The 23,278-nt window shown below is 59.0% G+C and carries 21 protein-coding genes; 9 read left to right on the forward strand and 12 right to left on the reverse strand.

The window, feature by feature from the left end; all coding sequences use genetic code 11:
- Positions 1-7 precede the first annotated feature (7 nt).
- Positions 8-934, reverse strand: coding sequence for a D-isomer specific 2-hydroxyacid dehydrogenase family protein (locus ACVWYY_RS04410; protein ID WP_457439671.1), 927 nt, complete (start codon positions 932-934; stop codon positions 8-10).
- 336 nt (positions 935-1,270) lie between these two features.
- Here ACVWYY_RS04410 and ACVWYY_RS04415 point away from each other — a divergent pair, with 336 nt between their 5' ends.
- From ACVWYY_RS04415 to queA, 4 genes are all read left to right on the forward strand, one after another.
- Entirely contained in the window at positions 1,271-2,482 is a 1,212-nt protein-coding gene (locus ACVWYY_RS04415; protein ID WP_457439673.1) for a phosphodiester glycosidase family protein, read from the forward strand.
- A gap of 1,078 nt (positions 2,483-3,560) precedes the next feature.
- On the forward strand, positions 3,561-4,268 hold the full coding sequence (locus ACVWYY_RS04420; RefSeq protein ID WP_148202730.1) for a cob(I)yrinic acid a,c-diamide adenosyltransferase: 708 nt from the start codon (positions 3,561-3,563) through the stop codon (positions 4,266-4,268).
- Positions 4,269-4,391: 123 nt separating this feature from the next.
- On the forward strand, positions 4,392-4,973 hold the full coding sequence (gene dcd, locus ACVWYY_RS04425) for a dCTP deaminase (protein WP_011433274.1): 582 nt from the start codon (positions 4,392-4,394) through the stop codon (positions 4,971-4,973).
- 83 nt (positions 4,974-5,056) lie between these two features.
- On the forward strand, positions 5,057-6,220 hold the full coding sequence (queA, locus tag ACVWYY_RS04430) for a tRNA preQ1(34) S-adenosylmethionine ribosyltransferase-isomerase QueA (RefSeq protein ID WP_457439675.1): 1,164 nt from the start codon (positions 5,057-5,059) through the stop codon (positions 6,218-6,220).
- Here the strand turns inward: queA and ACVWYY_RS04435 are convergent.
- The 4 genes from ACVWYY_RS04435 to ACVWYY_RS04450 all read right to left on the reverse strand — a co-directional run bounded on the left by ACVWYY_RS04435 (position 6,217) and on the right by ACVWYY_RS04450 (position 8,953).
- Entirely contained in the window at positions 6,217-7,038 is an 822-nt protein-coding gene (locus tag ACVWYY_RS04435) for an HAD family hydrolase (RefSeq protein ID WP_457439677.1), read from the reverse strand. The genes queA and ACVWYY_RS04435 overlap by 4 nt on opposite strands.
- A 61-nt stretch (positions 7,039-7,099) precedes the next feature.
- Complete coding sequence (locus tag ACVWYY_RS04440; RefSeq protein WP_414330100.1) at positions 7,100-7,369, reverse strand: hypothetical protein; 270 nt, start codon at positions 7,367-7,369, stop codon at positions 7,100-7,102.
- Positions 7,370-7,381: 12 nt separating this feature from the next.
- The gene (gene fabF, locus ACVWYY_RS04445) at positions 7,382-8,662 is read right to left on the reverse strand and encodes a beta-ketoacyl-ACP synthase II (RefSeq protein WP_414417768.1); all 1,281 of its coding nucleotides are present in this window, start codon (positions 8,660-8,662) and stop codon (positions 7,382-7,384) included.
- 45 nt (positions 8,663-8,707) lie between these two features.
- On the reverse strand, positions 8,708-8,953 hold the full coding sequence (locus ACVWYY_RS04450) for an acyl carrier protein (RefSeq protein ID WP_041436540.1): 246 nt from the start codon (positions 8,951-8,953) through the stop codon (positions 8,708-8,710).
- A gap of 231 nt (positions 8,954-9,184) precedes the next feature.
- On the opposite strand from ACVWYY_RS04450, the gene rpsF reads away from it, so the two are divergent.
- The 4 genes from rpsF (at position 9,185) to ACVWYY_RS04470 (ending at position 11,422) form a co-directional block, all read left to right on the forward strand.
- Positions 9,185-9,475: a 30S ribosomal protein S6 gene (rpsF, locus tag ACVWYY_RS04455; protein ID WP_011433268.1), complete on the forward strand. Its 291-nt coding sequence runs from the start codon at positions 9,185-9,187 to the stop codon at positions 9,473-9,475.
- A 73-nt stretch (positions 9,476-9,548) separates the two neighbouring features.
- Positions 9,549-9,947, forward strand: coding sequence for a single-stranded DNA-binding protein (locus ACVWYY_RS04460; protein WP_414399054.1), 399 nt, complete (start codon positions 9,549-9,551; stop codon positions 9,945-9,947).
- A gap of 27 nt (positions 9,948-9,974) precedes the next feature.
- Positions 9,975-10,679, forward strand: a complete 705-nt coding sequence (locus ACVWYY_RS04465; RefSeq protein ID WP_457402521.1) for a M14 family zinc carboxypeptidase — start codon at positions 9,975-9,977, stop codon at positions 10,677-10,679.
- Positions 10,680-10,888: 209 nt separating this feature from the next.
- Entirely contained in the window at positions 10,889-11,422 is a 534-nt protein-coding gene (locus ACVWYY_RS04470; protein WP_457402522.1) for a universal stress protein, read from the forward strand.
- Between the two features lie 13 nt (positions 11,423-11,435).
- On the opposite strand, the gene ACVWYY_RS04475 is transcribed toward ACVWYY_RS04470, so the two are convergent.
- The 5 genes from ACVWYY_RS04475 to purM form a co-directional block, all read right to left on the reverse strand.
- Entirely contained in the window at positions 11,436-12,911 is a 1,476-nt protein-coding gene (locus tag ACVWYY_RS04475; protein ID WP_457402524.1) for a DUF4340 domain-containing protein, read from the reverse strand.
- Positions 12,912-12,929: 18 nt separating this feature from the next.
- Complete coding sequence (locus tag ACVWYY_RS04480; protein ID WP_457402526.1) at positions 12,930-14,489, reverse strand: GldG family protein; 1,560 nt, start codon at positions 14,487-14,489, stop codon at positions 12,930-12,932.
- Between the two features lie 47 nt (positions 14,490-14,536).
- A complete protein-coding gene (locus tag ACVWYY_RS04485; RefSeq protein WP_011433262.1) occupies positions 14,537-15,322 on the reverse strand; it encodes an ABC transporter permease in 786 nt (261 codons plus the stop codon).
- A gap of 240 nt (positions 15,323-15,562) precedes the next feature.
- Positions 15,563-16,597, reverse strand: a complete 1,035-nt coding sequence (locus ACVWYY_RS04490; RefSeq protein WP_457402528.1) for an ABC transporter ATP-binding protein — start codon at positions 16,595-16,597, stop codon at positions 15,563-15,565.
- A gap of 215 nt (positions 16,598-16,812) precedes the next feature.
- Positions 16,813-17,877 (reverse strand): phosphoribosylformylglycinamidine cyclo-ligase, encoded by a 1,065-nt coding sequence (gene purM, locus ACVWYY_RS04495; RefSeq protein ID WP_457439680.1) that lies wholly within the window; start codon positions 17,875-17,877, stop codon positions 16,813-16,815.
- Positions 17,878-18,021: 144 nt separating this feature from the next.
- Here purM and ACVWYY_RS04500 point away from each other — a divergent pair, with 144 nt between their 5' ends.
- The gene (locus ACVWYY_RS04500; protein ID WP_457439682.1) at positions 18,022-19,188 is read left to right on the forward strand and encodes a septal ring lytic transglycosylase RlpA family protein; all 1,167 of its coding nucleotides are present in this window, start codon (positions 18,022-18,024) and stop codon (positions 19,186-19,188) included.
- Here the strand turns inward: ACVWYY_RS04500 and ACVWYY_RS04505 are convergent, their stop codons facing one another.
- Together ACVWYY_RS04505 and ACVWYY_RS04510 are read right to left on the reverse strand one after the other, a co-directional pair.
- Positions 19,189-20,199, reverse strand: coding sequence for a response regulator (locus ACVWYY_RS04505; RefSeq protein WP_457439684.1), 1,011 nt, complete (start codon positions 20,197-20,199; stop codon positions 19,189-19,191).
- The gene (locus ACVWYY_RS04510) at positions 20,196-23,270 is read right to left on the reverse strand and encodes a PAS domain S-box protein (protein WP_457439686.1); all 3,075 of its coding nucleotides are present in this window, start codon (positions 23,268-23,270) and stop codon (positions 20,196-20,198) included. The genes ACVWYY_RS04505 and ACVWYY_RS04510 overlap by 4 nt, the downstream gene beginning before the upstream one ends.
- Positions 23,271-23,278 lie beyond the last annotated feature (8 nt).

A 23,278-nucleotide genomic window follows, 5' to 3' on the forward strand; every position in this document is an offset into this window, starting at 1 on the left:
GGGGGCCTCAGTACCCCAAAGCCAGATCCACCACCCCCAGCAAGGGATCCCCGGCCCGGAAGCGCCGCACATTTTCTCGCACCCGCTTAGAGAGGGCTGGGACAATCATGGCATCGGTAAGAGCAGTGTGGGGGGTAATCAGGCAGTTGGGCAAGCTCCAGAGGGGATGCCCATCCGGTAGGGGCTCGGGATCCGTGACATCCAAGGCGGCCCCGCGAATGACCCCCTGCTGCAGGGCGGCCACCAAGTCGGGGGTCACGATGTGTTTTCCTCGCGCCACATTCACCAACCAACACTGGGATCCCATCTGCTCCAACTCAGCTTGGGCGATGATCCCCTCAGTTTCCGGCGTGAGGGCCAAAGCCAGGATCACCACATCTGCCCCTGCCAACACCGTTTGCCGTTCCGCGAGTGTCACCACCCGCGTGGCCCCCGGCAAGGGATCCGCCTTGCGACGCACCACGTCGATGGAGCATTGAAAAGGCTGCAACAGCTTGATCAACTCTTGGGCGATGCCCCCGGCCCCGAAAATGACCACACGGCTACCCCAGAGGCTGGTACCGGAGCCTTCCTGCCAAGTTTGGGCCAAGGCGCGGATCTTCAAGTCGCGCAAGCCGGCCAAGGTCAGGGCCAAGGCATGTTCCGCCACTGGCTGAGCATAGACCCCCTTGCCACAAGTCCACACATAAGCGGGATCCAAGACTCCCGCCCGAACAAAGGGTTCCACCCCTGCCCAGGGCAGCTGCACCCAGCGGATCCCTTTCCCTTCCGCCAGACAACGCTTCAGGCCAGGCACATCAAAGGCATCGGCCCAGACCAAGGCTTCTGCTTCTGCCAGGGGCACAATTTCGCCACCCCCTGCCAAAACAGCCTCTTTGAGCCAGGGGCGAAGATGGCCGGGTTCGACGGCAATGCGTTTGCCTTGGATGCCCATAGGAACCGTTGGATAAGGCTTTCCCCTTGCCAGGATACTGTCGGCAGAGCGAGAGATGGCATGCACGGGCAGCCGCAAAAACCGGTGATCGAGTGTTAAGGGATCCCAAAGGGATCCTGGGCCACTTCCATAGGATCGCTAGGGTGAAAATTAGGGCTGCTGTGTTGGCTCAATCCTTAAGTAGGTAGCATTCCCCAATGACCCTATCCGAACTGCTGATCTTGGTGACGCTGCTCTTTCCCGGGATCCTGTTGTCGCTCATTGTGATGGGAACCTTTGCCGCAGGGGGATAATCATCTCCCAATGACAATGGTGAAGCCCTAAAGACGTGAAGACATGTCCAAAACCAAGCTGAGCGCCTGGGTCATGGGCTGGGGGTTAGCCTGCACTGCTGCTCTCTTTTTGCCCAGCGTGGCTGCTCAAGCTCAGGTGACCCTCGGTGTGCAGCCGGTGCGGGTGGTGCAAGGGATCCCTTTGTACCAGAAGGAGGTTTGGGTTGGAGACAATCGGATCCCAGTTTCCATCGTGGTGGTTTCTCTCGCAGCGGGCCAACTGCGGCCTATCTGGGCTGCACGCGCGGGGCTGGTGGGTCTGGGGGAGCTGTCTTCCTTTGGCCCCGAACAGGGAGCAGTAGCCGCCATTAACGGTGGGTTTTTCAACCGCAACACCCGTCAGCCGCTGGGGGCAATTCGTCGGGATGGCCGTTGGATCTCCAGCCCCATTTTGGGTCGTGGGGTCATCGCCTGGTCGGATGGGACGGCAGGGCAAGAAGGGGGATCCGTGCGCTTTGCCCGTTTGCGGATGCAAGCAGAGCTGCGCAATGCCATTGGGGATCAAATCCCAGTGGTGGGCATCAATACAGGCTATATCCTGCCCGGCATCTCCCAGTTCACCCCCGACTGGGGATCCACCTACACCACCCAAACGGACGACGAAATGCTCGTGATGGTGCGGGAGGATCGGGTGCAAGAGATTCTGATGGCTGGCCTGGCCGGCAGTTTAACGGTACAGATTCCCAGTGAGGGGTATGTATTGGCAGGGCGGGGGCTAGAAGGTGCCCTAGAAGCCCGCAAGCTGGTTCCCGGGGATCGCCTCAGCCTTCATCTGCGCTTGGATCCGCCCGAGCTGGAAGCTTATCCCCACATCCTAGGGGCAGGGCCGCTCTTGCTCTTGGATGGGCAGGTGGTTTTGGATGCCCGATTGGAGGGATTTCAGCCTCTCTTTCGCCGGCAGCGAGCCGCCCGCAGTGCCATCGGCCAACTGGACAGCGGACATTTGCTGCTGGTTACCGCCGGCAATGCCCAGGAAAATCAAGGGCTCACCCTGCTGGAGATGGCACAGTTGATGCAGCAATTGGGCTGTCGCCATGCCTTGAACTTGGATGGGGGCAATGCTTCCACCTTGGTGCTGGGGGGAGAAGCCGTCAATTTGGAACACCGACACCCAGAAGCCAGCCCACCCAACAGTGAGACGGATCCCAGTCCCTCCCGGCGGCGCACACCCCGAGTTCACAATGGCTTGGGATTTTTCCCAAGTCCAAGTCGGTAGCAGAGAACAAAGGCAGCCTTTCGTACTGGCAGGAAGTGTCTTTTTGATCCAGGGATCGAGGGTGGGATCCCCGGACTTTCTGGCTGATTGGATGAGGGGTCAAGTATTCTCCAGGATTGGATCTACCTTCTCAACAAAAATCTCCCCCCGCCAGAGGAAGGACTCGGCTTTGATTGCGCAATGGGATCCCGGCAATCTCAGCACCCAAAGCCCCAGAGCTTTTTCAGGTCAATTTTAAGTGGGATCCAAACTGAACGCCCAATGCTCATTTCTCATAACAGAAATAGAGATTAAATTAAGTAGAAAACATTGGCCTTGAGACCGGTAAGAAAAATGATCAAAGAGGCGATCTCTTGAAGAAGACGACCTCAGAGTATAAAAGGCACGCAATTCTTTACGCTTCTGCTAAATCAGATGCTGGTTTTCAAAAAAGTATTGTCAATAATCCATTTTTTGACGAAGATGATTGACGAATTTATATTTCTTCACTCTCGAGGTTAGAAATTAACTCCTTGGACTTTTGGTTACAATTCTCTCTACTACGAATGTTCGCTAATGTGTAGGCCTACCCGGCTCCCGACCAAATGTATAGTTATTTTAAAAATGACTATCTCTCCTGGTGGACAAGGCTTTTGGGGTAGGTTGACCCTTGCTCCTCTCTCGTGGGTGGGCTGCTGGTACTGGCATTCCTGTTTGTGAGAGTTAATCTTATTTGGAAGAAATTGATCTTTTTCTCAAATTTTTATAGAGCACCTCTATACTCAAGTGAGATAGCCCCACACACAAGCTTCTGGGCTAGGCCTGAAATTTTATTGAGATCCCCTGTCAAAGCTTTTCAGGTATTGCCTCTTGTGCCAAAAGGCTAGGATGGGCAAGGATTGTATTTTCTATTACTCTATTGGGGATGATTTGTATGCCAGCTAGAAGCAGAACCGACTCATTGACGGATACGCACAGGTGGTGTTTCATGGAATCCATAGCCGACGCTCTCCACCACTTGTAGGCCCTATAACCTAGGGCCGTGTTCTCTAGCCTGCTCGCGAGATAGAACGTGGTTTGCACTGCTTCTCCAAATCCTATGCCTTCCTCCAAGGATGCCGCTCCTGTAGCCCGCGCCAAACAGCCTGCGGCTCAAGCCAGCCCTGCTGCCGGCGAGCTTTTCCTTCAGCAGAATGGATCCCTCTCCGCCCAGTTGGTTCCCCAGGGATCCCTGCAGCTTTACACCCACCCCAGCCGGGGCATGTTTACGCCCGTCATGGCTCAGGCGATGCGCTTGGCAGGCCAGGGAACGCGGGTGCTGATCGTGCAATTTCTCAAGGGTGGGATCAATCAGGGGCCCGAAAATCGTCTCTCCCTGGGCAGATCCTTGGAGTGGGTTCGTTGTCGCCTGCACCGCTGCATCGATACACCTCACCTAGAGCCTGAGGAGCGGGTGGCATTGGATGAGCTGTGGCAATTTACCCAGGAGGCTGTCAGGAGTGGCCGCTACGACTTGGTGGTGTTGGATGAGCTGAGCTTGGCTGTGAAGTTGGGCCTGATCCCAGAAGCGGAAGTGCTGAGCTTAATCGACCAACGCCCCATCTCCATGGACATGGTGATCACCGGGCCGGAGATGCCGGATTCGTTTCTGGAGCGGGCGGACTTGATCACGCAGCTGCGCCTACGTGGCATCCCAGGCCCAGGGCTCCGCACTGCCGATGGGAATGTTGCCTGTTCTCTGGATCCCCCTCAAGTCAGCGGCACAGGTGCTATGCCTACAGCAGCCCATGTTGCTCCGCACCGCTAGCGCAAACAGTTTCCGCTCCGAAAGACCTAGGCAACACGGGTCGCGTCAGGGGGGCGGAGTCCCAATAAGACTGGAGCTTGTCCACCAGATGTGCCCTCACTCTCCAGGAAGCCGGCTGCATCCATGTTAAAAAACGACCGCTGGATCTGTGAGCAAGCGCGGCGAGGGATGATCGAGCCGTTCTGCCCTGAGCTGGTGCGCGCTGTTGAATCTCGGCCTGTTTTGAGTTACGGGCTGTCCTCCTATGGCTACGACATCCGCCTGTCGCCGGTGGAGTTCAAGATCTTTCGCCATGTGCCCGGCACGGTGGTGGATCCCAAGCGGTTTAACCCCAAGAATCTGGAAGCGGTGGAGCTGCACCACGACGAGATGGGGGATTACTTTATCATCCCGGCCCACTCCTATGGGTTGGGGGTGTCCTTGGAACGGCTGCAAGTCCCGGATAACATTACCGTGATCTGCATTGGCAAATCTTCCTATGCCAGGGTGGGTCTGATTGCCAACCTGACGCCGGCTGAAGCGGGATGGCGGGGCTATCTCACCCTGGAGTTTTCCAACGCCTCCAGCGCCGACTGCCGTGTGTACGCCAACGAAGGGGTGGTCCAGCTTCTTTTTCTGGAAGGGGATCCCTGCCAAGTGACCTACGCCGACCGCGCCGGCAAGTATCAGGATCAGCCGCAGCAGGTGGTGGTGGCCAAGGTTTAGCTGCTTCCCTCAAAAGGGAGAGGGTTGGCGGGATCCGGTTGGCTATGCTGGATCCACGTAGAACCCCATCTTGATTCATCTCCATGCCTGACTCTTTTTCGCCTGCTGCCGCTCCCCCCGGTGAGGCTGAGCCTTTGGGCGATAGGGAGCCCAATCCGGATCTGCTCACAGCTTCCTACGACTACACCCTCCCTCCAGATCGGATTGCGCAAACGCCGGTGGAGCCCAGGGATCAGGCGCGGATGCTGGTGGTGTACCCGGATAGGCACGAGCATCGCCGCTTCTGCCATCTGCCTGACTACCTGCAGGAAGGGGATCTGCTGGTTCTCAACGATACCAAGGTGATCCCGGCCCGCCTGTTCGGGGCTAAGGAACCCTCCGGGGCGCGGGTCGAAGTGTTGCTGCTGGAGCCTTGCCTGGAAGGGATCCCTGCCGCTGCGCAACCTCTGCCGGATCAGGCGTGGAGCTGGCGGGTTTTGGTCAGGCCGGGCAAACGGGTGAAGGTGGGGGATCGGATTGGTTTTTGGAGCAAGGAGGGATCCCCCTCTGGGCTGAGGGCCACTGTTCTGGCTTTGGACCCGGAAACCGGCGGGCGAGTGGTGCAGTTTGAGTGGGAAGGGGCGCAACCTTTTGAGGAAATCCTGGAACAGGTGGGCCGGATCCCGCTGCCTCCCTACATCAAGGCTTCCGGACAAGTTCGCCCTGAAGACTACCAAACCCTCTGGGCCAAGCACCCCGGCTCGGTGGCTGCTCCCACGGCAGGGCTGCACTTTACCCAGGAGCTGCTGGAGCGGCTGGCCCAAAAAGGGATCCAAACGGCCTACATCACCCTGAACATCGGCCTGGGTACCTTCCGACCGGTGGAAGCGGAGCAGGTGACCGAACATCGTCTCCACAGCGAGTGGCTCAAGGTGCCGGCAGAAACGGTGGCAGCCATCCAAAAAGCCCAAGCCCGAGGGGGGCGGGTGATCGCGGTGGGAACAACCGTGGTGCGCTCTTTGGAAACCGCGGCAGCCTCTGGCACCTTGCAGCCTTGGCAGGGGAAAAGCGATCTATTCATCTACCCCGGCTACTCCTGGCGGGTGATTCAAGGACTGGTCACCAATTTTCATCTGCCCCGCTCCAGCCTGATGATGCTGGTGGCTGCGCTGATCGGGCGGCAAAGGCTGCTGGATCTCTACCGAGAGGCCGTCGACCAGGGGTATCGCTTCTATTCCTTTGGGGATGGCATGCTGATCCTGCCCTAGGGCTGGGGCTGACCTCCCTGGGATCCCTTGAAGGAACCGGCCTCCGCCTCTCCTTCAACTGGGGTCGAAGGACGGTCTTGCCCGCCGGCAAACCAGTTCCGGATGCGATCCCATTCCACCTGGTGGTAGCCGTCCACCGCCCAATTGGCCCGCCGCTGCAGCATGTGCAGAGGAAAGAAGGTAGCCAGCGCCAGGACTGGGATCCCTGCCGAACGGGCTGCCTGAATGCCGGGGTAGGTGGCCTCAATGCTCAAGCACTCCTGGGCAGGCAATTCCATCCGCTGCAAAAGCAGGCGGTGCAAGTGTCCTGGGGAAAGCATTGGGCCTGCATCATCCCCCGTCACTCGGTAGGATCCCCCATCGGTCAACCGCATCAGGGCCGGGCAGCATGGCTGGAAGCGCTCTAGAAAAGCGGCCACCTCGGCTGCCGATTGGCCGCACAGCAGGCCGACCTTCAGTTGCAGCCGCTCCAGCGTCTCCAAAGTTTCCGCCAAACCGGGAATGAGAGGCAATTCCCTCTGCCCCTGCAAAGCTTGCTGGTAGTATAGGGCCTTGCGTTTCAGCAGCTCTTCCAGCTGCTTGGGGTTGAGCACCCGCCCCTGCTCCCCCCACAGAGCCGGCAGGCGCTCTCGATCCGGTCGGCCCAGGTATTGCAGCCGGTAAAGCTCCCGCTGCCCAGGGGATCCCGACTTCGGCCAGCACAGGTTCCAGGGGCGCAGGTTCTCTTCCACCAGCAGTTGGTTGATGGCCTGTAGGTGCAAGTTCTCGTCATCGGCCACCACTCCACTCCAGCTCAAGATCACCCCTTGCAGCCCCATATGGGCGACATCACCCTCTGCTAACGACCGCAACCCAACTGCATCAAAGCAGATGGCTTGTCTATCCATTTTGGACGCGACGCTCGAACTCTTCGCGGGTGGCGTCCACCAATTGCACTGCCTCTGGATAGAGCTGAGGATGGTTTTGCTTCAGCCAACTGAGCACCCGCGCCAATTGAGCTGCACACAGATCCAAATCCGCTTGAAAAATAACCGCCGCCGCCATGTGCTGAGCATATTCGGGCGGGTGACCCTGCTGCGCCAGCTCCGCCGTCAAAGCGGCCAAGGCTTGTTGACGAACTGAGGGCGACGAACTTTCGGGAGAAGACATAGGCCAAGCCTTTCAATCGGGAGAGTAGCGGCGCAAAGCCAGCGTGACGTTGTGCCCACCAAATCCAAAGGCATTCACCAAAGCGGCCTCAACGGCCATCTGCCGCCCCTTGTGGGGGACAAAATCCAGCCCTTCGCACTCGGGATCGGGGTTGTCCAAGTTGAGAGTGGGAGGAACCCAGCCGTGGTGGATGGCCAAAGCTGTGGCCACCGTGGCAATGCCGCCCGCTCCCCCCAACAGGTGGCCGGTCATGGACTTGGTGGCGCTGATGGCCAAACGGGGGGCATGCTCGCCAAAGACCGACTTGATGGCCTGGACCTCGGCGATATCCCCTACAGGGGTGCTGGTGGCATGGGCATTGATGTGTTGCACATCCCCAGGCTGAAGCCCGGCATCCTTGAGGGCCAGCCGCATCGCCCGGGCCGCTCCCTCGCCGCCGGGGGCAGGGTTGGTCATGTGGTGGGCATCGCAGGTGAGGCCATAGCCGACTATCTCCGCATAGATCTTGGCCCCGCGGGCGCGGGCGTGCTCCAACTCCTCCAGCACCAGGATCCCTGCTCCTTCCCCCATGACAAAGCCATCCCGATCCCGATCGAAGGGCCTACAGGCTTGCTCCGGGGTGTCGTTGCGGGTGGAAAGGGCCTTCATGGCACTAAACCCCGCCATGGACAAAGGGGTAACCGCCGCTTCCGTGCCACCTGTAATCGCCGCTTGCACCTCTCCCCTCTGGATGAGCCGAAAGGCATCGCCAATGGCGTTGGAGCCAGAGGCACAGGCCGTAACTGTGCAGGAATTGGGGCCTTTGGCGCCAAAATGAATGGCCAGGTGACCCGCAGCCATATTGGCAATCATCATGGGCACCATGAAGGGGCTACAGCGATCCGGCCCTTTCTGCAGATAGATGGTCTGCTGCTCTTCCAAGACGCGGATGCCGCCGATGCCGGTGCCCAAGATCACCCCCACTTGCTCGGCGTTGAGAGCGGTGATGCGAAAGTCAGCGTCCTCCAAGGCTTGCCGGGTGGCCGCCATCGCCAGGTGCACAAAGCGGTCGGTGCGCTTGACATCCTTGCGATCCAAGTAGTCGAGGGGATCAAATCCCTTCACCTCTCCGGCAATACGGCAGTCGTGGCGGGAGGCATCGAAATGGGTAATCGGCCCAATGCCGGAGCGCCCTGCCAGCAAGCTCTGCCAAAACTCGGCAGGAGAGTTGCCGATAGGGGTGACCGCACCCAGGCCCGTAATCACAACGCGGCGGGTTGGTCTGTAAGCAGTGGCGGGATCTGTGGTAGCCATCGTCCGGTGTTAGCCCGGGGGTATAGAGTCAGAACTGGGGGCAGACTAGGCAGCTTTCTTCGAGAGGATGTAGTTAACAGCGTCTTGCACGGTGGCGATCCCCTCTGCATCTTCATCGGGGATCTCCAGGTCGAATTCCTCTTCAAAAGCCATGACCAGCTCCACCGTATCGAGGCTGTCGGCCCCCAGGTCGTTCTGGAAATTGGCTTCCGGGGTCACTTTGTCATCTTCCACGCCCAGTTGATCGGACACGATCTTACGAACACGGCTATAAACTTCGTCTGCGCTCATGCTTGGAATCCCAACTCTCGATTCAGCGTGTCTTGGCCGGGCCAACCGGCGGCCAATGAAGCAATCCCTATTGTATCGGACAATGGATCCCCTCTTGTGAGCAGCCTCACCTGCATTGGCTGCTGCGGCCAGGGTATGGGAATTGGGCGGCAGCCTTTTCGGTTGCAGGAAAGAAAAGCTAGTATAGTCCACTGCGTCTCTACCACTGGATTCTAAGGAGAACTCGCTTCCATGCCCCGCGCTTACGAAACGATGCTGATTGTGCGTCCTGATCTGTCAGATGAACCCCTCGAACAACTGCTCAGCAGTCAGGAGGCAATCCTGCGAGAGAACGGAGTAACCCACGTGGAGATTACCAATAGGGGCAAGCGCCGCTTTGCCGGGTTTGAGATGAAAAAGTTTAAGGAAGGTCTGTACATCCAGTTCAACTACGAAGCCGAACCCAATGCGGTGGCTGCCTGGGAGAAAAACCTGCGCATCAACGAGAGTGTGCTGCGCCACATGACTCTCCGCGTCGGCTAGGTTTGACGGCATCCTGGCCTGCGGGCATGATGGAAGTGCGCTGAGCTGCCCCTTATCCCTGGATGGCTCCGTTATGAACTCGATTGTGTTGATGGGCGAGGTTCTGTCTGAGCCAGAGCTGCGCTACACCCTTGATAACTTAGCTGTTGCGTCCTTGGTGATTGGCTTTCCCAGCTTGCGCCCGGATGAGCCGCCCTACCGGGTGCGCGTTTCCTCTTTTGGAGAACTGGCCAAAAGGGTGGTGGACACCTGCCATGTGGGCGACCAAATCACAGTGGAAGGCCAACTGCACATGAATGTGGTGGAGCGAGATGGGCGCAAGGAAAAGCTGGCCGAGATCACCGCGCGCCGTGTCCATCAACTGGGATCCGCTCGCGTCCTCTCTCTGACGGGGATGGGTGAACCGGCGATTGTGGAATCCTCTGAGGGGGATGTGGTTTCCCCACCGGAGCCGGACGATCTCCCGTTCTAACGGTTGCGAGACTTGCCGGGATCCCCCATGTCTCAGGAACTTGCTGCGGGTGAACCTTTGAGATCCCTGCGGGTCATCGGCTACTCGGTGCAGGGGCGTCCCATTCACCTTTGGCAGCTCACCCAAGGGATCCGCTCCTTGCTGCTGATCGGCGGAGTACACGGGGACGAGGTGGAAGGATACACTCTGATCGAGCGCTATGTGGCCTCGGGGAGATGGGGATCCCTGGCCGGGAAAGCGACCCTATGGGCAATCCCTCGCTTGAACCCGGATGGCTGTGCCCTGGGGCAACGTCTCAATGCCAACGGTGTGGATCTCAACCGCAATCTGCCCACCCAAGATTGGATCCCGGCCTCTCTGGAAGCTCGTTATCCGCCCGGATCGGCCCCAGGCTCCGAGCCCGAAACGCAAGTGTTGTTGGGGGGCTTGGCCCAGATGCGGCCCCAATTTATCCTTTCTGCCCACTCCTGTCAGGCACACCCCTGCGTGAACTACAACGGCCCTGCCCTTGAGCTGGCCCAGGTGATGGCTGCTCGCAACGGCTTGCCCATTACCGCCGACATTGGCTACCCTACCCCTGGTTCTCTGGGCACTTGGGCAGGGCAGGAACGGCGGATCCCAACCCTAACGCTGGAAATCCTGCGGGGCACTCCCCTCGATCAAGTCTGGCAAGAGCAGGCCGAGGCGCTGCAGGCGGTGTTGGAGTGGGCAGCCCAAGGCGATGCCTTCTGACCGGTGTCAAGATCTCTGAACTTTCGTTGCCAATCTGCCTAGTTCGTTCAAGATATCTGGGGTTTTCTCGCCCAAATCTTCTACAACACAGATAGGTGGGGCAGAGCAGAGGGGAGCTTGGAGTCGAGGGAAAAGGGGTCAGAGGTCAACCCCGAAGTCACGCTGCTTCTGCCTTGTGCCCCGCTGTTAGCCATCTGGAGGAAGCCAATATGTTCAGCAGGATTTTGGTGGCAGTGGATCGGTCGGAGCTGAGCCAGGGAGTATTTCAAAAGGCCGTCCAAGTGGCCAAGGCCATGCAGGCGCAGATGATGATTCTCCATGTTCTGTCTCAGGAAGAGCCGGGCGCCCCAGAGCCGCCGATGATCCTGGGGGTAGATTACAGCTCCACCATCAGCGCCGAGCTGTGGCAGTCCTACCGGGAGCAATGTGCCATCTTCGAGCAAAACCAGATGGACTACCTGCGCTCGCTGGTGGAGAAAGCGGCTGAGCACGGGATCCGCGCTGAGTACAGCCTCAACTACGGCAACCCCGGTCGGGTCATCTGCGATCTGGCCCGCTCTTGGGATGCGGACTTGGTGGTGGTGGGCCGCCGCGGCCACTCCGGCCTGAGCGAGCTGTTTCTGGGCAGCGTCAGCAACTACGTGCTGCACCGCGCCCCCTGCTCGGTGTTGACGATACAAGGGGAAGCCCTGAAAAAAGCAACCCAAACCGCGGAGGAGAAGACAGCTACCTCTGCTGGCTAAGGCTCTAGGGACTCTAGGGCGAGGGAGTGGGATCTGGTCGCGTGAGTGGGGCAGAGTCCTTGCTCTCCGGCTGGCCTTCCAAGAGGCGATTCACTTCGGTTTCCAGGCTGTTGAAGGTGCTCAGCTCGATCACGGCAATGTCCGGCTGGCGGCTGCTTTGCACGTAGGCCCGCAAGCCAGAGGAGGCCAAGGTCAGGGTTAAGGGATCCTGCTCGGCGTCAGGCTTAGGCTCAAAGGTCAGCCGTAGGTCGGGCTCAGACAACACCCTTTGGGCTTCCGCGTCGGCCTGTTCCACAAACTCCTTGGCGCGGGCAGCATTCAGGCTGGAGAACAGAGAGCTGAGATCCACAGGCTGGCCCGGTCGCTCCGGGTTTTCCCAGCGCAGCTCCAGGGATCCCTTCTCTGAAGGCCGAGGGGTGAGGGTGACCTTTTCCCCTTGGGATTCTAAGGTGACTTGGCCCACTTGGTTGGCGTTGAGGCGGGCAATGCGGTGATCCCGCAGCTCTTCCAAGTCGGAGCGGAGAATATCGGCGGTGGAGGTGAGCAGGGTGGCTACTGCCGGGTGCTCAGAGGTGATGACGTACACCTGGCCATCTTTCTCCGATCCCAAAGCGACGTTCAGGGTTTTGCCGCCCTCCAGCTCCACCGTTAGGCGGGCGGAAGGCTGCTCCAAGCCATAGGGGGCGAGCTCGTCTTTGGTCTCGGCGGGGAACTCCACGGCCTGCAGGCGAGACAAAGTATTGAGCAGACGATCGACGTTGAGGTCATCGGCAGGCAGCTCGCGGGGCTGGACAATCTGCCAAGTAAAGTGCTCCGCACCGCTGGCGCGAACGTCTTGCAGCTGCAGGCGAACAACTTCCGGCTCCGCCTCTGCCAACTGCACTTGCAGGGCCTTCACCTCGGCAGTGTCAAACCGAAGCAAGGTTTTGTCCCGCAAAGCCAGTAGGGAGGGCAACAGGGATCCCTTCTGGGCACTGCTTAGAAGCACCACCTGTCCCCCTTCGGGCTGGGCGTAGAAGCCGGAGCCATCGAAGTTGTCGTTGCCGATGGCTAGGCGGTAGGGATCCCCTTCCTTGGGGAAAAGGGCAATTTGGTGTCGCGGCTGATCCAGGCCAAAAGCGGCTAGGTCGGTGGCCCCCTCTAGGGTGATTTGGGGGGTGAGGCGGGAGAAGGTGTTGAGCAACTGCTCAATGGGGAAGTCCAGCGCCGCTGACTGAATGGGACTGACAATCCGCCAGCGGGATCCCTCTTCTTCTGGATTGCGCTCCAAAAGGATTTCCAAGTACTCCGCACCGCTGCCGCGAACGGGTTCCCCCTCTTTCTGTTGGCGGATTTCAATGCGGGCGATGGTGTCGGTGGCAAAGTGGAACAGCCGCGCTCGCTCCGCCTGTTGCTCCTGACGCAGTTGCCGGATGTTGTCCAAGAGGAAGTAGCCCAGCAAACAGGCCACCGCCAAACCCAGGAGAATCCAGGTGGTTCGCTTGAACATGCCTGCTTTCCTCCAGCTCTACCGTCTTTGCCACCACAGGGCAGCTCCGGAACCCAGGGCCGCCAAGGGCAAAAGGACCGTCGATCCCAGCACCAGCCAGCGGAAGTTTTGACCGGTCAGGGTGAGACGGCGATCCGTGATGGATTTGGGGCGGATGGAGATCTGCTCCGTTTGCTCAGTCAGCCAGTTGAGGGTGTTCAAGAAGAGATCCCGGTTGCCCTGCTGCCGCAAGTTGCCGTTGAGGGCAAAGTTGACATTGCCGATCACCACCAGGCGGGCCTCCTGCGGGGATCCTGTGTCGGCCTGGTCGGCGTCCAAACGGCGGGTTAAAGCAACACCCAAGGTGAGGGGGCCGGGCTTGTCCTGATCCGGATCGAATTGCAAGGGGCCACGTTCCAGCTCAGGACTGGTCTCCCCCCAACTTTGCGGGCCGGTGCGCAGCAAGGGCGTGGCTTGGATCCCTTCCCGAGCTTGGGTTTCTACCGAACGAGCTAAGGGAAAGAGGGTCATCAGCCGCTGGGCGGCCAAGGGGGCGGTAATGGGGTGATCCCCGTAGTCAGTAACCAAAGCTACGGCTGGCCCTGTCCCCAGAAGCTGGCTGATGCTGCTCGCCTCCAGGATGATGTCATCCCCCAAGACCACGCCCCACTCTTCCAGCAAGGGATCCAGGCCGGCATCCACCCGTGGCCCAATCAACAACAGCAGCCGTCCTCCCCCGGCCAGGTAATCCTGCAGTTTCTCCACCTCGCCGGGGAACAAAGCCCGCTGTGGCCCCGCCAGCACCAGGACATTCGCATCCTCTGGGATCTCCGCTTGCACCAAGTTGAGGGGCTCTACCCGATAGCCTTCCTGGCCCAGGGCTGCCGCCGCCTGAGCCAGAGTTGGGGCGCCTTCCCTCGCTTGCAGCCCCACTTCCCCATGCCCTTGCACGAAATAGGCCACTAACTCCCCTCGGTTGACCACTTTGGACAAGACAGGGGTCAGTCTGCTCTCCAGGTCAGGAGCAGGGGGCTGGGGCAGTTGTTGTCGGCTTTCTCCGGCCTCCACCACCAGGGTGTTGTTTTGCGTCACCTGCAGCCGTTGAATGGTCAAGGGATCCCGGTTGGGATCCACAAACTCAAACTGGAAGCGGTTGGGGTTGAGGCGGCGATAGCGCTCCAGTTGTTCCCGCAGATTGGGATCCGGCGCAGTGGTGACCACCCAAACTTTGACCGGTTGCACCAATCCCTGCACCAATTGCCGGGTTTGGGGCGAGAGGGTAAACAGACCCTCCTCGGTGAGATCCAGCCGCAGGTCGTAGCGCACCGCCACCACATTCACCAGCACTAGAATGACGGCCATCGCCGCCACCGCCACCAGGATGTTGGCGTTGGTCTGGGTGGAACGCAAACCGAGGAAGACCCCCACCTCCTGCCGGTGGGTGATGCCCCAAACCACCAGCAGGGCCAGGCCCGTTGCCAGCATGCTCAGGGGCACAGCCGTCCAACCGGTAAAGGCGGATCCCACCACCAGGCCGATGGCGATGACGCCAATGCCCAGGATCCCTGTCCAGTCCAATAACGCGCGCCAGTCCTTCATAATGCTCCGCACCGCTGCCGCAAACACCACACTCCTCCCATCTGACCTCAGCTCTGTTGCCAGCGCAGGCTTTCCACCGATTGCACCGTGGCAAACAGCCCCAGGACGATGATGCTCAAGAAAAGAATGAGGCTGCTGCTGCTGAGGATCCCTTGCACCCAGTTGCTGTATTGCTGCAGCAAAGATACGTGCCGCAGCGTTGCAGCAATCCAGTTTTCCTCCTGGCCGGCTGCCGCGTCGATCACCCAGAGCAGCAGGATCAGGCCAAAGGTGGCCACTGCTGCGATGAGGGTGCTGTCTGTCAGAGAAGAGATAAACAACCCCAAGGCCATGACACTGCCCGCCAGCAGGGTTAGGCCCACATAGCCCATCAAGGTCAGGCGGTAGTCCACTGCCGGGTTGGCGCTGCTCAGCACCAGCACATGGTAGACCAGCGGCGGCAGCAGCAGCGTGATGAAAAACACCCAGACCGCCAACCATTTGCCCAGGGCCACCTCCAAGTTGGTGATGGGAGAAGTAGCCAGCAGCTCCATCGTGCCTCGCCGCCGCTCCTCGGCATAGGAACTCATGGTGAAGATGGGCAATAGAAATAAGGAGAGGGTGCCCAAGAGGTTGAGAAACTGCTGCGACAGGATGGTGGCGGCGTCGAAATTGTTCTCCTGGCCGAACTGGGCGAAAAGATCCACCTGCTGAGAAAAGCTGATCACCCGCACCAGAATATTAAAGAAGAAAAACCCCGCCAGTCCCCAAAACACCGCGGCCACCACATAGGCAATGGGGGAGGTGAAGTAGCCGCGCAGCTCTTTGCGAAAAATGGCAACCACTCCGTTCATGCCGCTTCCTGATACATTCACGCTGAACTCTCCTGAACATGGTTCAGGAAAGAAGCGATCGCATCCTGCCTATCTCTGAGCAGGAAGGCGGTATCCCGCAAAGCCCTGAGGAATACCCCCCGAGCGCTTTCCCCCTTCACTTCCCGGCAACCGTTGCGGTGGACTCAAGGATCAGGGGGAAACTTGGTCTACTATATCCCTCTCAATGACTTTTGCCAAACCGCCTAAAGCTCAGTAAATTCAGCAAAGTTCAGGGTTTTGGGGGTTAGAGGCATGCTCCAATGCGCCCTCAGATCCCTCTTGCGTAGTGAGCTGCAGGAAAATCTCTTCCAAAGAAGCCTGCGGGCGGCCTATCTCGTAGAGGTCGATCCCCGCCTGCACCAGCACCCTGGCCACCTCCGGGATCCAGCCGTCCGCGGCAGCGTTGCTCTTGAGCTGCACCTGCCAGCGGGAGGGATCCGCCGCCAAGGGCTGTAGGCTCACCACCTCCACTTGGGGCAAAGGCTGCAGGGCCGTCCGGATGGCCATTGCCTCGGTTGCCCCCACCACCAGCTTTGCCTGCTGCCGATCCTGGAGCTGGGCTGTCAGCTCGGCAGGCGTGCCAATGGCCGCCACCTGGCCGCGGTTGATGATCACCACTCGGTCGCAGGTCATGCTCACCTCGGGCAGGATGTGGGTGGAGAGGATGATGGTGTGCTCCCCCGCCAGGCTCTTGATGAGCTTGCGCACCTCGATAATCTGCTTGGGATCCAGCCCAATGGTGGGCTCATCCAGGATGATCACCGGCGGGTCGTGAACCAGAGCTTGGGCGATGCCCACCCGCTGCTTAAACCCCTTGGAGAGCTTGCGGATGAGGGTGTGGCGCTTTTCTTCCAGGCTGCAGCGCCGGATCGCCTCGTCCACCCGCCTGGGCCGATCGCCAGCGCTGACCCGCTTGATCTGGGCCACAAAGTGCAGGTACGCCTCCACCGTCATGTCGGGGTAGAGGGGTGGGTTTTCCGGCAGATAGCCAATGCGCTGCCGCACCGCCATCGAGTTTTCGTGAACATCAAACCCGGCCACCCGCGCCGTCCCCTCGCTGGCAGGCAGATACCCCGCCAAAATGCGCATGGAAGTGGTCTTGCCGGCTCCGTTCGGCCCCAAAAAACCCATGATCTCGCCGGCGTTCACTTGGAAGGAAACATCGCGGATGGCAGTGAAGCTGCCGTAGGTTTTGCTCAGATGCTCAACTTCGATGGCACCCGCGGTTGCACGAGCAGTGGGTAAACCTGTCATCAGCAACTCCTAACCTAGAGGGTCAGCAGCGATTAGCAAACGGTCCAAGGCCGAGTTACCCCTATTCCCAAAGAGGACAAATGTCGGGAAGCAGGCTCGGGCAAGAAGGCGGGCAACAGCGCTGAGGCCACATGCCAACTTAGCATAGCGACGGCGAGGATGAGTCGAGGGAACTGGGATCCCTTTCCCCCTTTTGGTGGGGATCCATCGGTTGGCTAGTCGGCAGGGCTTGTGAGGGATCCCCACTGTTCCAGCCCCAGAACGCGGCTTTCCCCTGGACAGGCCGCCACCACCTCCCCAATGGGGAAGGCTTCGGGGAGCAGGGATCTCACCTGATTTTCCGCCTCAGGGGGGATCACCAGCACATAGCCCACCCCCAGGTTGAAGGTGCGGAACATCTCCAAGGTCTCCACCTGGCCCTGCTCTTGGAGCCAGAGAAATTCCCGTGGGATGGGCCAGCTATGGGGCTGCAGCCGCGCCGCCTGGTTGGGGGCCAAACAGCGGGGCAAGTTTTCCGGGATCCCGCCGCCGGTGATGTGGGCCATGCCGTGGATGGCGATCCCTGCTGCCTGCAGCCGCTGCACCGCCTGCACGTAGATGCGGGTGGGGGTGAGGAATACTTCCGCCAAAGGCCGATCCCAGCCGGGAGGCTGGTGATCCCAGCGCCAACCCCGGTCGGCCACAATCCGCCGCACCAAGCTGTAGCCGTTGCTGTGTAGGCCGCTGCTGGGCAAAGCCAACAACCGATCCCCAAGCTGTACCCGCGACCCATCCAGAATGGCCGTTTTTTCCACAATTCCGACACAAAACCCGGCCAGGTCGTACTTCCCAGGGGGATAAAACCCCGGCATCTCCGCCGTTTCCCCGCCCAGCAGTTGGCAGCCCGCTTCCTGGCAGCCCGCCAAGATGCCATCGATCACCTGCCACAGGGCTTCTGGCTCCAGCTTGCCGGTGGCCACATAGTCCAAGAAAAACAGCGGCCGGGCCCCCACCGTCAGCACATCGTTGGCACACATCGCCACCAGATCGACGCCCACCCCCTGGTGCTGACCCCACTGCTGGGCAATGTCCAGCTTTGTCCCCACCCCATCGGTGCCCGCCACCAACACTGGCGCTTGATACCCTGTCGGCAGCTCAAACAGGCCGGCAAAGCCGCCGATGCCACCCAAGGTTTCTGAAGAACCTGAAGACGGAACTTGAATCCGTTCAACGCGCTCGCGGATCCCCCTGACAAAGGCCTGGCCCAGATCGATGTCAACCCCTGCTGAGCGGTAGTCCAAAATGCCGAAACCCCTTATGCTATCAAGACTTGAGCTCCTGTGTCCGACTGTGCAAACTGGTCAACTCAGAAACCTATGGTACATTAACTTCTGTTTTAACCGTCGCCTTGGAAGTTGTACAGGATTGGAGAGGAGCGCGGCCTCATGCGAAATTGGAAACAGCTTGGACAGGGACTGGATCCCGCCCGCAAAATGGGCTTGGTCAGCTGTCTCTGTGTCACGGCTTTGGGCTTGCCGGCAGGCATGTTGGGCGGCTTGACTTCGCGAGCACAAGCCTCGACGCGAACCGGATCCCCCAACACCCGAGCAGCGAAGCTGTCATCTGACTCCCAATTGCCCTCCCCGGCCACCCCTTCCCAACCCCTCCCTGCTGCCGCAGCCCCAGTCAGAACGCTGCCGAGAACCCCCCAAACCCCTATCTCCGGCCACGAGGGTCTTGCCCCTGCCAAACTGGGTACCCTGAACTTGGATCATCCCTTGAACCGATCTCGCCAGGCGATCCTGCCCCGTCGAGCAGAAGAACCCATTCTCAAGATCGGCGAACAACAGCAGCACACAAACCAGCCCATCTCCACCCTCTACGACTATCAGATGGACGGGCAACAGGTGGTTACTGTCTATGTGCGGGATCTGCCCATTGTCAGTTTTGTCGAGCACCCTGGGCTGGAGCCACCGCTGATGCGGGCCAGCACCCTTGTGGCCCAGCTCAACCAAATGGCCCAGGGATCCCTGAAAGACACCACCATCACCTTAGGTTGGGCAGATCTGGAATTGGCCGAACAAGGCTTGGGTGTTCCTCTCTACACCATTCAGGTCAACAACAAGGAATTGCTGCGCATCGACGATGGAGTGCTGTTGATCGATAACCAGCGCCCGGTGGATGTGGCTGTTTTGGCCGCCAATCGTCTGCGCCGTCTGCTGCTCGATGCCCCGCCCATTGCAGCTCCGGCCCTGCCTCAACCGGCTGCTCTGACCGCCAAAGCCGCTGTTGCAGGTTCCAAGCCGAAAACAGCCCCTCAGCAGGAACCCACCCCCGTCCGTGTGGTTGGGCCTGTGCAAGAGGGCATTGCTTCTTGGTATGACCTGCACCCAACCCGCCATGAGATGACGGCTGCCCACCCCACCCTGCCCTTTGGCACCGAGGTACGGGTGACCAACCTGAAAAATGGCCGCCAGGCTGTCGTGCGCATCAACGATCGCGGCCCTTTTATTCCCGGTCGGATCATCGACCTTTCCCTGCGGGCGGCAGAGGTGTTGGGGATGGTGCGCTCAGGGCTGGCACCTGTGCGGGTGGAAGTGCTGCAACGCTAGCTAGGGCACGGGCGAAAAGCGCTTGGAATCGGGGGAATAGCGCCAAGAAATGCCGTCGGGATCCCGGCTGCGGCTCCACTCCGGAAACCCGGTTTTGAATTTCCAATAGGTAATGGCGGAAACCACCACCCCCAAACGTTCCGCCAACTGAGTCTGGTTGAGGGGGCGCAGCGGTGCCCGTGGCGCCGTAACGGCGGTGGGGCTGGGTGTGGGGGCAGAGCCTGCCGACTCTTGGGGGGCCGTGGCTGCAGGGGTGGGTGCTTCCTCCTCCAACCGGTGACTAGGGCTGGGCTCCTGGGGACGCAGCAGGCTGAACTGGCTCAACAGGCCGACATTTTCCAGGTTTAAAAGATTTTCCAGGTTAGAGGTTTGGTGGATCAGCTCCAGCTCACGGCGAAATTCATCCTCCAGCACCTGCAGGTAGTGTTCCCGCTTCTGCTCCGACTCGGCATCTTTGAGCAGCCCCAAGGCAAAGCTGAGGTTCGAGAGGGGCTCGCTCAGATCCTGCAAGAATTTCTTGAACAGAGTGCCCTTCACGTCCGTGAACTGCTGCAACTGCTGCAGTTTTTGCCGCAGCTCCTCGATTCTTTTCTCTTCCAGCTTGCGGTTCTCAAGGCTCTGGCGGTGGTTGTGCAGGGCAATTTCAATGGTGGTGTAGAGTTCCCGCTCTTTGAAGGGTTTGATGATGTAGCCGAAGGGTCGGGTCTCTTTGACGCGGGAGAGGGTGTCTTCGTCGGCGTAGGCCGTCAGATGCACCACCGGAATGTTGAAGCGCTCGGTGATCCGCTTGGCGGCTTCTATGCCATCGATATCGCCTTTTAGGACGATATCCATCAAGACCAAGTCCACCGGCATCTCTTCCAGCCTTCGGATCGCTTCTTCCCCGGAAGAAGCAATGGCGGGCACAGCGTAGCCAAATTTTTTCAGAACGTTGGCAATGTCCTTGGCGATGATCTTCTCGTCTTCGACGACCAGGATACTGCCTTTGACAAGGGGTGGAACTCTCTTCAAGGCTCGCTCCTCGGAAAGGTAATGATGAAAGTAGTACCCGATTTGCTTCTCAATTGTATCTTGCCCTGTAGCTGATCGGTGAGGGTTGCAACCAGTTGTAAACCCAGAGATTGAGTTTCCTTGAAGTCAAAGTTCGGGGGCAAGCCAACGCCATTGTCGGAGACTCGCAACTGAGTATATTTGCGGGTTTGGCTGAAATGAATCTCTATCTCCCCGCTGCGGCCCTTCGGGAAGGCATACTTGAGGCTGTTGGTCACCAACTCGTTGATGATCAGGCCACACAAGACCGCATCGTCCAGGTTGAGGCGGATCCCTTCGGCGCGGATGTTGGCGCGAATGCTCTCGGGGCTTACCCCGTAAGAGTGAAAGAGGTTGGAGATCAAATTGTGTAGGTACTGCTTGAGATCCACAGCGGCCAGATTGTTGGATTGGTACAAACCTTCGTGGATCAAAGACATGGCTTGAATACGGCTGCCGGCATCCTTAAAAACGCGGGCGTACTTGCGGCTTTTGATTTGGTCAGCTTGGAGCCGCAGCAGGCTGGAGATGATTTGCAGGTTGTTTTTGACGCGGTGGTGAATCTCCCGCAGCAGGACTTCTTTTTCCTGAAGGGCAGCTTGGATCTGCAGCTTTGCCCGTTTTTCTTCGGTAATGTCTTCGCAAATGCCGATGATGAAGAGGTTTTTGCCCTCGGGATCCCGGACTGCAGAGACTGCCAGGCGGCACCAAACCACCTTTCCGCTGCGGTGGATGTAGCGTTTTTCCAGGTGGTAGCGATCCCGTTGGCCGTTCAAAACCTCCTGGAAAAGGCGCCAATCTTCCTGAATGTCCTCGGGATGGGTGAGGTCGCAGAAGCTCATGTGGGTCAGTTCGGCAGCGCTATAGCCCAAGATCTCTTCCAGAGCGGGGTTCACTTTTAGGTAATGGCCCTGGTGATCGACGATGGAAATGCCCAGGGCTGACTGCTGGAAGATGCCCCGTAAACTCAGCTCACTTTGGCGAAGGGCTGCCTCGGCTTGCTTGCGCTCGGTAATGTCCAAAATCTGGCTTAGAAAGTAGCTGGGATCCCCTTGGGCTGTGCGCACCAGAGTGATGCGGAGAATGGCATAGACAATTTGGCCGTTCTTGTGGATGTAGCGTTGCTCCTGTTCCCACTGATGCACCTCGCCGGCCAGCAGGCGGTTGCTGTTTTCCAGAGTGGTGGCGATGTCGTCGGGATGGGTGATGTCGAGGACGGTTTTCCCTTTGAGATCCTCCAGGGTGTAGCCCAGGGTTTCGGTAAAAGCGGCGTTGATTTGCAAATAGGTGCCATCCACGTGGGTCATGGCCTTGGCAATGGGGGCCCATTCAAAGGATTGGCGGAAGCGTTCTTCACTTTCTTTGAGGGCAATTTCTGCCTCCACGCGGGCGCTGATGTCGATCACCTGGTTGAGAAACTGGGTGGGCTGTCCTTCCTCGTCGGTGAGCAGGGTGGCCTGAAACAGCACATGAACAACCTGGCCGGAACGGTGGGTGTAGCGAATCTGGCGCTGGCTGACAGAGACCTTCCCTGCCAGCAAAGCCTCATTGGCCCCCAGCAGTGGGTTGACATCTTCGGGGTGGAGAATGTCCAGTTGCTGCCGATGCTTCAATTCTTCGGGGGTGTAGCCGACAATCTGGGCAAAGGCATCGTTGACCTGGATAAATCGCCCCTGCAAGTCCACAAGGGCAATTCCATTGGGGGCCAGCTCAAAAATCTGCCGAAAATGGTTGGCGCTTTGTTGCCAAGCTTGCTCTATACGACGCCGTTCGGCTTCCAGTTGCTTGGACTCAGTGATGTCTTCGACGATCCCTGCCACCCGATAGATTTTGCCCTCTTTGTCGGCGATGGGAAAGGTGCGTTCTCGCAGCCAAATCAGGCGGCCATCAGTGTGATAAATGCGGAAGACAACATCGGTGGATTTGCCCTCCGATTGGGCTTTGAGGATGGTGGGGAACAACCAGCGGTCGTCGGGGTGGATCTGGCGGATCCAGGCTTGGGGGTTGGCGTAGGCCTCTTCGGCGGAGCGGCCCCAAATGGCTTCACAGGCTGGGCTGACGTAGATCAGCTCTTTGCTGTAGACCGTTGTAATCCAAAACAGTTGTTGCGTATTCTCTACCAGTTGCAGAAAACGATGCTCGCTCTCTCGGCGGGCTTCTTCCAATTGTTGTTGTCGTTCTTTAAGTTGACGGGATGCTGTGATGTCAGTAACAAATCCTTCAAAATAGAGGGGATCCCCTTGGTCGTTGTAGATGGTACGGGCATTTAAAGAAATCCAAATTAGCCTGCCATCTTTGCAGCAGACTTGGTGTTCAAAATTCACAACTTGACCTTCTCTCAGCATGCGCTGGATGAATTCGGCTCGTTGCTCCGGATCGCTATAGATTTGGGTGCCGATATCGGAGACGTTGTGCATCAAATCCTCAGGGGATTCGTAGCCGAAAATATGGGCCAAGGCCGGGTTGGCAACCAGATATTTGCCCTCTAGGGTGGTTTGAAAAATGCCTTCGACGGCGTTCTCGAAGATCTGCTGGTAGCGGGCAGCAGTGCTGCGGCTGTCCTGCAGTTGGGATTGGAGCTGCTCGAGGGTTTGCCGATGCTCCTGGGCTTGGAGAAGAATGTGCTTCAGGCTGAGGGCAACGAGGTCAATCTGTTCCCGTTCAAAGGAACTCAGTTGGCGAGGATGGCAGTCAAGCAGGTGCAGATCGGCCAACCGGATCCCCTGCTCAGTTTGCAAGAGAAAGGACTCATGAAAAGGCCATTGCTCAGAGCCGACATCGGGGTTGAAAGGTTCTCCGGCTGGGATCCCTTGCGGATCCCGGTAGAGGATCCCTTTTGAAGACGAGTGGGGATCCGATCCCGGCTGGGCCAGTTCTAGATAGACCAAAGGTACTTTCAACAGTTGACCCAACAATTGCAACAGCGGGTACAGCGCCGAAGCGGACTCAGTATCCGGTTCAGTTCGAAGGGACGGCCCTTCCCTGGGAGCAGCCTGCGGGGGAGCAAAACCGGTCACAACGGATCTTGGCGAGCGAGAGATGGGAGGTGACATGGGAAAAC

Source organism: Thermostichus sp. MS-CIW-34 (assembly GCF_054060435.1).